16 protein-coding genes and 1 tRNA gene are annotated in these 14,109 nt (G+C 66.9%); 9 read left to right on the forward strand and 8 right to left on the reverse strand.

Annotated features, from left to right (window positions below):
• Window positions 1-182 precede the first annotated feature (182 nt).
• Together FBZ89_RS29945 and FBZ89_RS29950 are read left to right on the forward strand one after the other, a co-directional pair.
• Entirely contained in the window at window positions 183-551 is a 369-nt protein-coding gene (locus FBZ89_RS29945; protein WP_145754698.1) for a cupin domain-containing protein, read from the forward strand.
• Window positions 552-748: 197 nt separating this feature from the next.
• Window positions 749-1,093, forward strand: a complete 345-nt coding sequence (locus FBZ89_RS29950) for a hypothetical protein (protein WP_145754700.1) — start codon at window positions 749-751, stop codon at window positions 1,091-1,093.
• Window positions 1,094-1,228: 135 nt separating this feature from the next.
• On the opposite strand, the gene FBZ89_RS29955 is transcribed toward FBZ89_RS29950, so the two are convergent.
• Window positions 1,229-2,137: an SDR family NAD(P)-dependent oxidoreductase gene (locus tag FBZ89_RS29955; protein WP_145754702.1), complete on the reverse strand. Its 909-nt coding sequence runs from the start codon at window positions 2,135-2,137 to the stop codon at window positions 1,229-1,231.
• 94 nt (window positions 2,138-2,231) lie between these two features.
• Window positions 2,232-2,801 carry a TetR/AcrR family transcriptional regulator gene (locus FBZ89_RS29960; RefSeq protein WP_186457664.1) on the reverse strand — a complete coding sequence of 190 codons (570 nt, stop codon included), beginning with the start codon at window positions 2,799-2,801 and terminating at the stop codon, window positions 2,232-2,234.
• Between the two features lie 385 nt (window positions 2,802-3,186).
• Between FBZ89_RS29960 and FBZ89_RS29965 the strand changes: the two genes are divergently transcribed.
• The 5 genes from FBZ89_RS29965 (at window position 3,187) to FBZ89_RS29985 (ending at window position 7,102) form a co-directional block, all read left to right on the forward strand.
• Window positions 3,187-4,362: an acetyl-CoA C-acetyltransferase gene (locus FBZ89_RS29965; protein WP_145754705.1), complete on the forward strand. Its 1,176-nt coding sequence runs from the start codon at window positions 3,187-3,189 to the stop codon at window positions 4,360-4,362.
• A 185-nt stretch (window positions 4,363-4,547) separates the two neighbouring features.
• The gene (gene phbB / locus FBZ89_RS29970; RefSeq protein ID WP_145754707.1) at window positions 4,548-5,273 is read left to right on the forward strand and encodes an acetoacetyl-CoA reductase; all 726 of its coding nucleotides are present in this window, start codon (window positions 4,548-4,550) and stop codon (window positions 5,271-5,273) included.
• A gap of 209 nt (window positions 5,274-5,482) precedes the next feature.
• Window positions 5,483-5,977: an NUDIX hydrolase gene (locus FBZ89_RS29975; protein WP_145754709.1), complete on the forward strand. Its 495-nt coding sequence runs from the start codon at window positions 5,483-5,485 to the stop codon at window positions 5,975-5,977.
• Window positions 5,974-6,891: an aromatic amino acid exporter YddG gene (gene yddG, locus FBZ89_RS29980; RefSeq protein ID WP_342780661.1), complete on the forward strand. Its 918-nt coding sequence runs from the start codon at window positions 5,974-5,976 to the stop codon at window positions 6,889-6,891. The genes FBZ89_RS29975 and yddG overlap by 4 nt, the downstream gene beginning before the upstream one ends.
• A 121-nt stretch (window positions 6,892-7,012) precedes the next feature.
• A tRNA-Ser gene (locus tag FBZ89_RS29985) sits at window positions 7,013-7,102 on the forward strand.
• A 176-nt stretch (window positions 7,103-7,278) separates the two neighbouring features.
• Here the strand turns inward: FBZ89_RS29985 and FBZ89_RS29990 are convergent.
• From FBZ89_RS29990 to FBZ89_RS30005, 4 genes are all read right to left on the reverse strand, one after another.
• A complete protein-coding gene (locus FBZ89_RS29990; protein WP_211115418.1) occupies window positions 7,279-7,545 on the reverse strand; it encodes a zinc ribbon domain-containing protein in 267 nt (88 codons plus the stop codon).
• 36 nt (window positions 7,546-7,581) lie between these two features.
• A complete protein-coding gene (locus FBZ89_RS29995; protein WP_145754710.1) occupies window positions 7,582-7,908 on the reverse strand; it encodes a hypothetical protein in 327 nt (108 codons plus the stop codon).
• Window positions 7,909-8,327: 419 nt separating this feature from the next.
• Window positions 8,328-8,960 (reverse strand): class I SAM-dependent methyltransferase, encoded by a 633-nt coding sequence (locus tag FBZ89_RS30000; protein WP_145754711.1) that lies wholly within the window; start codon window positions 8,958-8,960, stop codon window positions 8,328-8,330.
• A gap of 301 nt (window positions 8,961-9,261) precedes the next feature.
• A complete protein-coding gene (locus FBZ89_RS30005) occupies window positions 9,262-10,281 on the reverse strand; it encodes a quinone oxidoreductase family protein (RefSeq protein ID WP_145754713.1) in 1,020 nt (339 codons plus the stop codon).
• Between the two features lie 129 nt (window positions 10,282-10,410).
• Here FBZ89_RS30005 and FBZ89_RS30010 point away from each other — a divergent pair, with 129 nt between their 5' ends.
• Both FBZ89_RS30010 and FBZ89_RS30015 read left to right on the forward strand, forming a co-directional pair.
• A complete protein-coding gene (locus FBZ89_RS30010; RefSeq protein ID WP_145754715.1) occupies window positions 10,411-11,271 on the forward strand; it encodes a LysR family transcriptional regulator in 861 nt (286 codons plus the stop codon).
• A gap of 252 nt (window positions 11,272-11,523) precedes the next feature.
• Window positions 11,524-12,072: a DUF3280 domain-containing protein gene (locus FBZ89_RS30015; protein ID WP_145754716.1), complete on the forward strand. Its 549-nt coding sequence runs from the start codon at window positions 11,524-11,526 to the stop codon at window positions 12,070-12,072.
• On the opposite strand, the gene FBZ89_RS30020 is transcribed toward FBZ89_RS30015, so the two are convergent.
• Window positions 12,035-13,330, reverse strand: a complete 1,296-nt coding sequence (locus tag FBZ89_RS30020; protein WP_246173040.1) for a M24 family metallopeptidase — start codon at window positions 13,328-13,330, stop codon at window positions 12,035-12,037. The genes FBZ89_RS30015 and FBZ89_RS30020 overlap by 38 nt on opposite strands.
• Window positions 13,331-13,430: 100 nt before the next feature.
• On the reverse strand, window positions 13,431-14,081 hold the full coding sequence (locus FBZ89_RS30025; RefSeq protein ID WP_145754718.1) for a glutathione S-transferase family protein: 651 nt from the start codon (window positions 14,079-14,081) through the stop codon (window positions 13,431-13,433).
• Window positions 14,082-14,109 lie beyond the last annotated feature (28 nt).

Raw genomic sequence — 14,109 nt, forward strand, 5'->3', positions numbered from 1 at the left:
TCAACGCCTAAACCACGCTTCATGAACCGCCGTATACGGAACCGTACGTACGGTGGTGTGGGAGGGGGGAGGTGTGAACCTTCCCCCTACCCGATGCGTTCCGTTCCGTCCCGCACGAACGTCCAATACCGGCCGGCGGGCGGGCCGGCATGGTGCGGGCCTCGTCAACCCGGAGAACCGTCATGCCGCCCACCCCCGTTCGCTTCGCCGACAAGTTCGCCCTGTTCACCGAGCAGTGGCAGCCCAAGGTGGTGGCGGAAATGAACGACTATCAGTTCAAGCTGTCGCGCCTTGAGGGCGACTTCCTCTGGCATGCCCACGCCGACACGGATGAGACCTTCATCGTGCTGGAGGGAATGCTGCGCCTGGACTTTCGCGACGGCGCCATCACGCTGGGCCCCGGCGAGATGGCCGTGGTGCCCAAGGGCGTGGAGCACAAGCCCTCCGCCCAGGCGGAGGTGAAGCTGCTGCTGATCGAACCGCGCGGCGTGGTCAACACCGGCGACAGTGGTGCTGGCGCGCGAACGGCGCTGAACGACGTGTGGATTTGACCAAACGTTATCATCCTGGGCACAGGTGGAAAGGGACTGCGTCCCGACTGCCGCGTGGCATCACGCCTATACGCAATCAGAAGTATGCAAAACTTAAATATTGCGCCCTCAAGAGATGTATATTGGCGACGCGCAACACCATTTAGACAATCTAAGGTGTATGTAGCGCCAGCTCATCAGATTTCATGGAGGAAACAATGGCTGCTCGCAGCACGACCTGGACTATCCTGAACGCCACCGCGTTCGATTTTACCTTGGTCTCCGCCACCGCGACCGGCGGTGTCTTCGCCGTTAGCGCGCCGAACGTCATCAAGAGTGGTGAAAGCGGAAGCTTCCGTGCGGAATCGGACGGCTTTGCGACGGGTGATGAAGGAACAGTCATCTATTCAATTCCGGACGGCCATTTCAGCTTCTATTTTGACAATCCGTTCATTGGCTCCGACGATTACAGTGTGACGCCGCCGCCCTCGTATAACGCGTCGACGAGCGAGACCACCGGTAATGACCAGGTGCTGTCCAGCCGTTGCTTCAAGCCTGATTGAGTCTTCGGGTCGTTTTTCCGGGTCTCTCGGGGCTCGGGAAAGACATATAGGAGATAATTATTTTCGATTTGAATGGCCGTACGGGATTCAGGGACTGAATCCCGTACGGTATTTTAGTCTCCTTTTGTCGAGGTCTCACGACCGGCTGGGCGGGGTGAGGGGCGCCTGGGGCGCCGTCTCCGGCAGGGCGGGGACGGGACCGTCATAGGCCACGTCGGTGGAGCGGCTGACCGCCTCCCACGCCGCCAGCTGGGTCGCCCGCTCGCCATCGGCCAGGCCGAAGTAATGCAGGGCGTCGCTGCCCAGCAGCAGGTGCGGGGGCAGGGTGGGGTGGTCGGCCAGGCGCAGGATCAACTGGGCGATCTTGGCCGGGTCGCCGGCCTCATTGCCGATATAGGGCTTGAACATATCGACCAGCGCGCCCACCGAGGCCTGGTAGTCCGGCATGATGGCCGGCGTGTCGCGCAGCGAGCGCGTGCCCCAGCCCGTGCGCATGCCCCCGGGCTCCAGGGCGCAGATCTGGATGCCCAGCGGGTTGACCTCGCCCGCCAGCACCTCCGTCAGGCCACCCACGGCCCATTTGGCTGCCTGGTAGGCGCTGAGCCCCGGCCGGCCCAGCCGCCCGCCGACGGAGGACACCTGCAGGATGTGGCCGGACCGCTGGGCCCGCATCACCGGCAGGGCGGCATGGGTGACGTTCACCACGCCCATCAGGTTGGTGTCGATCTGGGCGCGGAAGACCTCCAGATCCATCTGCTCGAACGGGGCGACATCGGCATAGCCGGCGTTGTTCACCACCACGTCCAGGCGGCCGAAGGCCTCCACCGCCAGGGCCACGGCGGCGCGGGCGGCCGCCGCGTCGGTCACGTCCAGCGCCAGGGTGCGCACCCGGTCGCTATATTGGGTGTTCAGGTCGGCCAGCCGCTCCGGCTGGCGGGCGGTGGCCACCAGGCGATGGCCCGCGGCCAGCACAGCCTCGGCGATATCGCGGCCCAGCCCGGCGGCGCTGCCGGTGACCAGCCAAACCTTGGAAAGGGTGCTCATGATCAGAACTCCGTTGTGGGTGGGGAAATTGAGCGACTAATCACTCATTTATCGGGCAAGGATCGGGTAGGACCCGGTGCATACGCCTCGGCGGTCAGCGGCTGAGGGCGTTCCAGAAGGCGTCGAAACCGGCGGCGCGGTAACGCTCGGCGCTGTCCGGCTGCCGCAGGATGAAGTCCATGGTGGTTTCCGCCAGCGAGGTCAGGATGGCGGCCACGAAGTCGGGCGGCTGGTCCCGCAGCAGGCCTTGGGCCACGCCCTCCCGCATCATGCTGTCGATGCGGGCGAAGCCCTCGCTGCCTAGCGCCCGCGTCTCGGGCGTCAGGCGGTCCGACACGATCAACTGCGCCATGGCCCGGCGCTGCGCCGGACCGCGCACGCCCCAGTCGATATAGCGATCCCAGACGTGGCGCACGCGGTCGCGCAGCGGGTCGTTGGCCGGATAGGCGGTCATCAAGGCCTGGCGCAGGTCCGCCTTCAGCGCCAGGTACAACTGGTTCAACAGCAGATCCTTGGTGGCGAAATAGGTGAACAGCGTGCCCTCCGCCACGCCGGCCAGGCTGGCGATGCGGGCGGTGGGGGCGCCCAGGCCCTGGTCGGCGATGACCCGGACCGCCGCCGCCAGGATGGCGTCGCGCTTCTCTTCGCTTTTGGGCCGGGCCATGGGAACCACCAGAAAAAAGAGTGAGTGAGCACTCAATATAATAGCTTCGACGCAAATGCCAAGTGCGCGATGTCACAGGGGGGGCACCGCACGCGGCGTTTGATCCGAATCAGGGCGCCGCCCGTTGGCGCAAGTTAAGTTTCGACGCAAGGGTGCGGTCGCGCGCAAGGGTGTTTCGCGCTTTGGTGGTGCGGCGGCCGGCGAGCATGCTTGCGCCCGGATTGGTAAATGGCCAAGAGTAGGGGCGGGGGATGACGAAAGGCCGCCCCCACCGGAATTTCCACCGCCTTTCCCGCCGGCCCCGTTAACCTTGACAGGGGCGCCGGTGGGGCGGGCCGCCCTATGATAGACGGGGCATGAAATCGTTCGGGAAGAGAGGAACATCATGGTCGAAGTGGTCATCGCCGGCGCCGCGCGCACGCCCATCGGCAGCTTCAACGGCGCCCTCGGCAGCCTGTCGGCTGTCGCTCTCGGCACTGTGGCCGTCACCGAGGCCCTGCGCCGCGCCCATGTCGACGCCGCCGAGGTGTCCGAGGTCGTGCTGGGCCATGTGCTGAAGGCCGCCACCGGCCAGAACAGCGCCCGCCAGGTGTCCGTGGCCGCCGGCGTGCCGGTGGAACGCACCGCCTATACCCTGGACCAGGTCTGCGGCTCCGGCCTGCGCGCCGTGGCCCAGGGCTTCCAGGCCATCCGCCTGGGCGAGGCCGAGGTGGTGGTGGCCGGCGGCATGGAAAGCATGAGCCAGGCCCCGCACGCCATCCACCTGCGCAACGGCACCAAGATGGGTGACGCCAGCATGGTGGACACCATGATCAAGGACGGCCTGTGGGACGCCTTCAACAACTATCACATGGGCACGACGGCCGAAAACGTGGCCAAGAAGTGGGAAATCTCCCGCGAGGCCCAGGACACCTTCGCCGCCGGCAGCCAGCAGAAGGCCGAGGCCGCGCAGAAGGCCGGCCGCTTCAAGGATGAGATCGTTCCCGTCACCGTGCCCGGCCGCAAGGGCGACGTGGTGGTCGAGGCGGACGAATACCCCAAGGCCGGCACCACGGCCGAGACGCTGGCCAAGCTGCGCCCGGCCTTCGCCAAGGACGGCAGCGTCACCGCCGGCAACGCCTCGGGCATCAATGACGGCGCCGCGGCGCTGGTGCTGATGACGGCCGAGAACGCCGCCAAGCGCGGGGTGAAGCCGCTGGCCCGCATCGTTTCCTGGGCGACCGCCGGCGTCGACCCGTCCATCATGGGCACGGGGCCCATCCCGGCCAGCAAGCTGGCGCTGCAGCGCGCCGGCTGGACCGTGGCTGACCTGGACCTGGTGGAGGCCAACGAGGCCTTCGCCGCGCAGGCCTGCGCCGTGAACAAGGACATGGGCTGGCCCGACGACAAGGTGAACGTCAACGGCGGCGCCATCGCCCTGGGCCACCCCATCGGCGCCTCGGGCGCCCGCGTGCTGGTGACCCTGCTGCATGAGATGCAGAAGCGCGACGCCAAGAAGGGCCTGGTCACGCTGTGCATCGGCGGCGGCATGGGCATCGCCATGTGCGTGGCCCGTGACTGACTGATGCGGTTGCGCGATCGGAAGTGATCTTTCCGGTCGCGCAACCATCTAGGTTTTACCTGGGGTTGGCGTGGAATGATCGCGCCGGTCGAGGGTGGGGGGCCGGGATGCCGGGCGTATGCCGATCCTCCTGAAGCGTGATGCTCCATGGTCGTATTCTGACTCGTGAAAAAGGGGAGGATTAGATGACAGCGCGTGTTGCATTGGTGACGGGTGGTACCCGCGGCATCGGTGAAGCCATCTCGGTGGCGCTGAGGGACGCCGGCTACAAGGTTGCGGCCAACTACGGCGGCAACGAGCAGAAGGCGCGCGAATTCACAGAGCGGACGGGCATTCCCGCCTATCGCTTCGACGTGGCCAGCTTCGAGGATGTGCGGCACGGCATGGCCAAGATCGAGCATGAACTGGGCCCGATCGAGATCATCGTCAACAACGCCGGCATCACCCGCGACGGCGTGTTGCACCGCATGGATTTCGAGCAGTGGAACGAGGTCATCCAGACCAACCTCGCCTCCTGCTTCAACACCTGCCGCGTGGCCATCGACGGCATGCGGGCGCGCGGCTTCGGCCGCATCGTCAACATCGGCTCCATCAACGGCCAGGCCGGCCAGTACGGCCAGGTGAATTACGCCGCCGCCAAATCCGGCATCCATGGCTTCACCAAGGCCATGGCGCAGGAAGGCGCGGGCAAGGGTGTGACGGTCAACGCCATCGCGCCGGGCTACATCGACACCGACATGGTGCGCGCCGTGCCGCCCAACGTGCTGGAGAAGATCGTCGCCAAGATCCCCGTCGGCCGCCTGGGCAAGGCGGAGGAGATCGCCCGCGGCGTGCTGTTCCTGGTGGCGGACGACGCCGGCTTCATCACCGGCTCCACGCTGTCCATCAACGGCGGCCAGCACATGTATTGATGCCCTCGGGCGCCGGGCGCGGCCATCCGGCCGCTTGGCTATCCTCGTTTTCCAGTCCGCCCCGCTCCCCGGAAAACTCCGGCGGACGCGATCGCGTCCTAGGGGCTGGCTGGCACTGGTGTGGCTACAGGGGTTAGCCTGAGGCGCGTGCTTTGAGGTATGACAGGGGCGGGTCCGGTGACGGGCCCGCCCTTTGTCATGGGTGCCGCATGTCCGACCAGCCGTCCGCCTCACCGCATCTTTATCCCGACCAGCCCCGCGTGGGTGTCGGCGTGCTGGTGTGGAAGGGGGAGCAGCTGCTGCTGATCCGTCGGGCCAAGGCGCCCCTGGCCGGCGAATGGTGCCTGCCGGGCGGCAGCCAGGAATTGGGCGAGACCCTGTTCCAGACGGCGGCGCGCGAGGTGCGGGAGGAAACCGCCATCGCCTGCCGGCCCTACACCGTGCTGACGGCGGTGGACGGCATCACCCGTGACCCGCGTCCCCAGGGTGCCGGGCCGGAGGTGGAGCCCCGCGTGCGCTTCCACTTCACCATCGTGGAAATCATGGCGGAGTATGCGGGCGGGGAACCCCAGGCCGGCGATGACGCGGCGGCGGCGCTGTGGGCTGATCGTGAGGCCTGCGAGCGTCTGGTGACATGGCCGTCGATCAGGGCGGTGGTGGATATGGGCTGGGCGGCGCGCCAAACCACGGTGCTGGGGGAATGAGCATGGACGGCACGGTGGGGGGTGGCGAGGCGGTGGCGGCCGGCGGCATGACCGCGCGGCGGGCCACCCTCATCGGTGCCAGCGCCATCCTGCTGTGGTCCACCCTGGCGCTGCTGACCACGCTGACCGGCCCTATCCCGCCGTTCGAGATCGAGGCGGTGGCCTTCGCCGTGGCCGGCGTGCTCGGCATCGCCTGGATGGCGGCGCGCGGCCGCTCACCCTGGATGGCCCTGCGGCAGCCGCCCATCGCCTGGCTGCTGGGGGTGGGGGGACTGTTCGGCTATCACTTCCTCTATTTCCTGGCGCTGAAGTCGGCGCCGGCGGCGGAGGCCAACCTCATCAACTATCTGTGGCCCCTGTTGATCGTGTTGTTCGCCGGGCTGCTGCCGGGGGAGCGCCTGGGCCGCCGCCCGGTGCTGGGTGCCCTGGTCGGGCTGGCCGGCACCGGCCTGCTGGTGACCGGCGGCCGGGGCATCGCCATCGACCCCGCCTATCTGCCGGGCTTCCTGGCTGCGGCTGCGGCCGCCGTCACCTGGGGCGCCTATTCCACCCTGTCGCGCCTGCTGGGGGCGGTTCCCACCGACGCCGTGGCCTTCTTCTGCCTGGCCACGGCGGCCCTGTCGGCCCTCTGCCATTGGGGGTTGGAGGCGACAGTGGTGCCCGACGCCGGGCAGTGGGCCCTGCTGGCGCTGATGGGCCTGGGCCCCGTGGGGGCGGCCTTCTTCGTCTGGGACATCGGCATGAAGAAGGGCGACATCCACACCCTGGGCGCCCTCAGCTACGCCACACCGCTGATGTCCACCCTGTTGTTGATCCTGGCCGGCCGGGCCCAGCCCAGCGGCGTGGTCGCCGCCTCCTGCCTGCTCATCATTGCCGGTGCCGTCATCGCCAGCTGGAAGCCCCGCCGCGCCTGAAACTTTTCGCACATATAGCGCTTGCGCTGGCCATCCGCATCCGCTACGTTCCGCGCCGCTTCGCCAGCCGGCCCCTTTCCCGTTCGACAGCAAAACGGGGGCCGGACACGGGAATGGATACGGAGAGGTGCCGGAGCGGTCGAACGGGGCGGTCTCGAAAACCGTTGTACCAGCGATGGTACCGTGGGTTCGAATCCCACCCTCTCCGCCATTTCCTGCAAGCAGTTCAGCGATTGATGCCAACGGCACTTGGTCGCGACTGTCCAAATGCAGCATGCGACCCTTGAGCGCCAAGTGCCTCCGTCCGCAGGTTTGATCGGGGGTGGGCTTGGACAGTCCAGCTACGCCGGCGCGGCAATGCCGATTAGGTGCCTGTGCACCCACTCGTCAGACGGGTGGTGCGCTGGCGGTCCCGATGTGCTGGTCACGACCGCAATAGCGGCAAACATTGGCGTCCGCCTTAACGAGCTCGGCGCAATGCGGGCACTTTTTCATGCCATTATCCAACTGCCGCTGTTCAACTTCCGCGACATTCGGGGAAATGAGCAGGACGTGGATGATGGCAATTATGAAGAATGCGGCCCCATATAACCACCACAAGAAGAATGATCGACCTTTAGTGTGGGCGATATAGGCGGGAATGATGCCGATCAAGGCGGCAGCTATCCAAATCCCAATCATTTGTGGATCCTATCCGTCAAATTCCTTGCCGCCGGTGGAAATGTCGTACAGCCATTTGCTGTAGGGCAGGCGAAGATAGATGGTCGCGTTCCGGGCAACCGTGCCCAATAGCATGCTGCGGCACAGCAGGCTGACGCCGCCTTGAATGCGGTCACACATCGCGTCGGCGCTATCGACGAATTGCATTTTATTCAGTCTGGAAACGACCAGCGTTTTTCCATCGGGAATGGATCCGATGGGCTGGATCACGAATATTGTTATCTGTGTGCACAGGATGGCGATGATCACAGCAATGATCGCCATCCCTCCAAGGATAACTGTCTTCTTCTTATTCATTCACCCCGCACCCCCCAGCACCTATCGTAAATTGCTGAACGTATGGGCAAAGCCGCCCGTGTTCTTATGCAACACATCGGAACATAGGGAGAACATAAAGTCAACGGGCATTCCCGTTTTTCGTGTGTGCTTGGCCGTTCCTGCCAAAATAGGTATGCGGACTCTTTCGGCACCAGACTAGGCAACGCCGCGAAAGGAAGCGCGCGTGCAGGCGGGCTTCCTCGAAGCGACGGCTGGAAACGGAATCCGCCGAACCTTCCTTGCGACAGGGGCCAAGTGTACCAGGGCTACGGTACTGTCGGAGCATCAGGGCGGCCCTTATTTTGGGCGCCCGCTTGGATTCCATCACAGGAGGACAAACACGTCAGCGGCGTCTTACGGTGTTGGCGCCCCTCCGTGGGTTCCCTTTTATCGAAGCCTCATTTCCGGCACTCGACGCAGAGGCTTTCCATGATGCGCACCGGCTGCTGCGGTTCGATCTCGAAGATGTTCTCCACGTACTCGCTGCTGGCGTAGAGCGTTCTCTTGACGTGGGTGAAGCCCACATGCTCCAGCACCCATTTCAGGGTGTCGAAGTCATAACCGCACCGATGGTCGTGATTGTGCAGCATGCCCATGAAGATGGCGGCGTTGGTCACGTATAGGGCGGGATCGAGCGCTTCCTTCACGTATTCCTCAAGGAAGAAGCGGTCGTTGTTGACGTAAGCCTTCGCCCATTTCTCCAGGTCGGGAACCAGGATGCGCATCTTTCCGCCGTCGGCCAGCTTCGCATAGCATTCCTTCAGGAAAGTGATGCCGTCGGTGTAGCTGATGTGCTCCAGGAAATGGCTATGGTAAATCAGATCAAGTGAACCATCAAGGGCAGGTATTCCTTCCCTAAGATCATGGTTCATCATGAATGTACCGTCGGTTTTGTTGAAATTTTGGTACACACCGCCATTTTGTAAATTTGGCCAATATCCGATATTAAGGAATCCACGGTACAGCATGGTGCCGCAGCCAAGATTATATTTCTTGAACGTATTTGACAGCGTCATCCACTGCGGATCCATTACACAAATTCCTTTTGCTTGGTTTGCGGTGTGTAAAAGCCAGAAGAAGAAATGAGTTTGTCGGGCGGCCAAATGGCGCGCGCCAGCTCCACTATTTTTTAAAATCTATAGAGATGCTCATGGTTTAGCAACCGGCTGGTGGGAGATAGACAGCGGCGCCGGGGGCCGCTTGCGCACCTGGGGCGTCGGCATCGGCCTGTCCCCGTGAAACGGCGATGGCCCGCCCCCGAAGGGGGGACGGGCCATCCGGGCAGTTGGGTGATCGATTGGGCGATCGATCGGGTGGTCGACCGTCCGGGCGTCACGGCATCAGCAGCAAGGCCCCCGTCGTACCGCCGGCCTCCAGCGCCGCGTGGGCCCGTCCCGCCTCGGCCAGCAGATAGCTGCCGCCGATGTCGGCGGTCAGGCCCCGCGCCAACTGGGCCAGCACCTCGTCGGCGGCCGCGTGGTAGACGCCCATGTCGGCCAGGCGGGCGAGGATGCTGGGGCGGGTGAAGGTCACGCCCCGGTCGCGGGCCAAACCCTCCGCCGCTTCCACCGGAACCGGGCCGCCGGCCCGGCCGATGCTGGCCGCCGTGCCCCCCGCCCGCGTGGCGGCGATGAACCTCAGCAGGGTGTCGCCGCCCACGCCATCGATGGCGTAATCCACGCCCCGGCCACCGGTCAGCGAGGCGACCTCCGCCACCACATTGGCATCGCGGCCGACGATGACGGCGTCGGCGCCGTGATGGCGGGCCAGGGCCGCCTTTTCCGCCGTGCTGACGGTGCCGATGACCCGGGCGCCCAGCCGCCGGGCCCAGCGCGTGACCATGATGCCCAGGCCGCCGGCGGCGGCGGAGACCAGCAGCACGGTGTCGGCGCCCACGGCGTGGGTCGCGGTCAGCAGCATCTGCGTCGTCAGCCCACGCAGCAGCGAGGCGGCGGCGTCCCGGCTGGACACGGCGTCGGGCAGGGGCAGCGCGCGGTCGGCAGGCAGCAGGCGGGTGCTGGCATAGCCGCCAGCCGTCCCGGCATAGGCCACGCGCTGGCCCACCGCCAGGCCGGTGACGCCTGCGCCCAGCGCCTCGATGACGCCCACGCCCTCCACCCCCGGCACGCCACCCGGCAGGGGGTACAGGCCCCGGCGGTGGTAGGTGTCGACGAAGTTGACGCCGATGGCCTGGTGGCGCAGGCGCACCTCGCCCGCCCCCGGCGCCTGGGGACCGCGCGGCGTGATGCGCAACTGGTCGGTGCCACCCGGGGCGGCGATGGTGACCACGATATCGGTGGAATCGGTGCCAGGGGGATGTGCGTCCTGAGAATGCGTATCGGCGCGGCTCATGTCGGGCCTCCTTCAAAGCGGATGCGATGATGACCGTGATTGTCGTGCCGTATGCGTCGTGAGAAAATTCCCGAAATCTTGCCAACCTATGTGCGAAAATTAACGGAAGGCGGCGCGGTGGACAGGGCCATGGACTGGGAGGATCTGCGCCATTTCGCGGCGCTGGCCACGGGCGGCACCCTGTCGGCGGCGGCCCGCACGCTGGGGGTGGAGCATGCCACCGTGGCCCGGCGGGTGGCGGCCTTGGAACAAGCGCTGGGCCTCAAGCTGGTGGACCGGCGTGGCCGCCGCCTGGCCCTGACGGCGGAGGGGGAGCGCATCGCCGCCGTGGCGGACCGCATGGCCCGGGACGCCCGGACGGTGCGCCGCCTGGCCGACGGCGCCCGGTCCGACATCGCCGGCACCGTCACCATCAGCGCCCCGCCGGCCCTGGCCGTGCTGTTGCTGGCGCCCGTGCTGGCCGCCCTGCGCCAGCGCCACCCGGCCCTGACGCTGACCCTGCTGGGGGAAGTGCGCAGCGCCTCGCTGGAACGGCGGGAGGCCGACATCGCCGTGCGCATGAGCCGGCCGACGGAGGGCGACCTCACGGCGCGGAAGCTGGTGCCCTTGCCCTTCCACCTCTACGCCACGCCTGCCTATTTGGCGGCCACCGCGCCCGCCGGCTGGGTCTTCATCGGCAGCGCCGCCCCCCTGGACCAGTCCCCGCAGCAACAGGTGCTGGAAGGGTTGGCGGCCGGCCGGCCCACCGTCTTCCAGGGCAATACCGTGGAGATTCAGCAGGCCGCCGCCGCCAGCGGCATCGGCGTGGCGCTGCTGCCCGACTTCATGGCGGCGAACGACCCGCGCCTGGCCGCCGTGCCCGGCCCGCCCGTCCTGTCGCGCGACATGTGGCTGGTGGTGCACAGCGACATGACGGCGTCCGCCCCCATCCGCGCGACGCTGCGCTGCATTGAGGAGGAGGTGGCGGCAAGGTTGGCGCGGCCCGCGTGAGACGATGGGGTGACAGTCGTCGCCAGGGCCAGCGGGGCCGTACCTCTTCTCCAACGCGTCGATCTCGTCGATGGAGAGGCCGGTCTTCTTGAAGGCGTCATGGGAGGAGAAGGAAATCTCCTCACTGGTGACCCTCCGCGGTGCGCACGCGCGCGTTGATGGACCTACCGGAGATTCTGGCCTCCACCCAAAGTCCATCCTGCCTTCCGCCCGCGCTCGCGCCATGCTGCGGCCCAAACCCGGGAGGCGCTGATGGGCACGGTCGTGGGATGGATGGCGTTGGTGGGGATGCTGCTGGCGGGGCCGGCTTGGGCCGATCCCACGCCCAAGGGGCCCCCGCCCACCGCCGTGTTCGACGTGCAGTTCGTCAACAGCTCCCCCGCCGACACCATGGCGGAAGAGACGGCGCGGGTGGCGCGGCTAGGGCAGGCGTTGCGGGCGGCGCTGGCGCGCTCGGGACGCTATGCCCTGGTCGACATGGCGCCCTGGGCGGCCACGCTGGCGGCGAAACCGGCGCCGCGCGACTGCCCGCCCTGCGCGCTGGAGATCGCGACCCAGGCGGGGGCCAGGGTGGCCGTCATCGCCTGGGTGCAGAAGGTCAGCAACCTGATCCTGAACCTGAACATCAGCATCCGCGACGCCGCCACCGGCCAGGTACTGAAGGGCGGCAGCGTCGACATCCGCGGCAACACGGACGAGTCCTGGGACCGGGGACTGAGGTTCCTGCTGGAGGAACATGTGCTGGATGGGGGGGAAGTAAGGCTCAGATGGGCTGGTCGAGGGAGGTCGCCAGGGGGGTGAACAGCTTCGGGCCCGTTTCCGTCATGTGCCAGCAATCCTCCAGCCGGATGCCGAACTCACCGGGGATGTACAGCCCCGGCTCGTCCGAGAAGCACATGCCGGGCTCCAGCGGCGTGGTGTCGCTCAGCACCAGGTAGGGGGATTCGTGGCCGTCCAGGCCGATGCCGTGGCCGGTGCGGTGCGACAGGCCGGGCAGGCGATAGCCGGGGCCCCAGCCTTCCCCCTCGTAATAGCGGCGCACGGCCTTGTCGATGTCACCCACGGGAATGCCCAGCTTGGCGGTTTCCAGCGCGATCTCCTGCCCGCGCTTCACCGTGTCCCACACCTTGCGCTGACGGGCGCTGGGCGTGCCGAAGACCCAGGTGCGGGAGATGTCGGACTGATAGCCGTGCACGGCGCAGCCCACGTCCAGCAGCACGGTGGAACCGTCCTTGACCACCTCCGGCTGGATCGAGCCGTGGGGATAGGCGCTGGCCTCGTTCAGCAACACCAGGGAGAATTCGGGCCGGCCGCCCAGGGCCGCCGTGGCGGTGTCCACCAGGGCGGCGATGTCGGCGGCGCGCATGCCCGGCCGCACATGGGCGTGGGCGTACCGCAGGGCCGCCAGCGTCACCCCGTTGGCCACCTGCATCAGGGCCAGCTCCGCCGGCGACTTGTGCATGCGGCAGGCCCGCACCAGGGCGTCGCCGGACACCAGGTCGTAGTCCTTGGTCACCTGGCGGATGCCGTCGATGATGAAGAAGCGGGTGGTGGGCTCAACGGCCACCTTGCCCGCCGGGACGCCGCTGTCCTTCAGGGCCTGGGCCAGGCGCTGGAAGGGGCTTTCATGTTCGTCCCAGGCGCGGACGTCTCCGCCCACCTGCAGGGTCTCGCGCACCGAGGGCTCCTCGAACGCCGGGGTCACCACGATGACCTGGCCCTTGGCGGGGATCAGGGCGGCGGTGGTGCGTTCGGAGCGGTGCCAGCGGATGCCGGTGAAATAGTCCAGGCTGCTGCCCGATTCCACCAGGAAGGCGGCGATGCCCCGGCGGGCCATCAGGTCCTGCAGCTTGGCGATGCGGGCCCGCCGTTCCTCCACCGTGATGGGTTGGGCACCCGTGGTCAACGACGTCAGGGCGGCGAGGTCGTCAGTGCCGGACGGGGCGGCAGCCCGGGCCGTGAGGGGGGCGGCGGAGAGAGGAAGCGTGGACGCGGCGGCAAGGAAATGGCGGCGGCTGACCATGGTGAAGCTGTCCCGGATGTTTTTGGCCGGCCACATCAGGGCCGGCGACCTGGCATCCGTCCTACCACAGCGTCACCGCCTTTTCCCCGTCTTTCCCCCAGGGATGGGGCGGCTTGGATATCTTATGCGCCTGGCCCTAGGCGTCGGCGCGCCGGGCCATGAACTGGCGCAACCCTTCCTCCATCTCATCCCATACCCGGGCCAGCGCCGGGCTTTCGCGCAGGGACCGGGCGTAACCGGCAACCGCCGCGTGGCGGTCCAGCAGGTGGGTGCGGCCGGAGAAGCGCATCAGGCCCTCCAGCGTATAGCGCACCGGCACCAGCCAGGCGTCGGCGGTGCTGACCCGGCCACCGAAGGCGAAGGGGCCACGCGCGGCATCCTCGGCCAGCAAACCGTTCAGCAGGCCGATGCCACTGTCCAGCTTCGCCAGTTGCGCCTGGATGGCGTCCTCATCCGGCGTCTTGCCGTCGAACAGGCCGAACAGGGGAAAGGTCTCGCGCATCACGTAGTTGTCCGCCACCGCGATCAGCAGGCGCACGCGGGCATGGTCCACCGGGTCGGCGGGGCGCAGGGGGACGGCGGGGAAAGCGTCCTCCAGATACTCCACGATCACGGCCGATTCCGGGATGGACCGGCCATCGTCCAGCACCAGCACGGGCACCCGCACCATGGGGTTCAGCGCCCGGAAGGCGGCGGAGGTGCGCCAGTCTTCCGGTGGGGTTAGGGTCTGTTGATAAATTATCGCTTCAATCTGGTCGGTGTGTTTGGCGAAATGGTGTAGTTCCATTCGCCATGGAAGTCATGTCGACGGATGT

Origin of the sequence: Nitrospirillum amazonense, assembly GCF_007828045.1 — a bacterium.
GTDB classification, from domain to species: domain Bacteria; phylum Pseudomonadota; class Alphaproteobacteria; order Azospirillales; family Azospirillaceae; genus Nitrospirillum; species Nitrospirillum amazonense_C.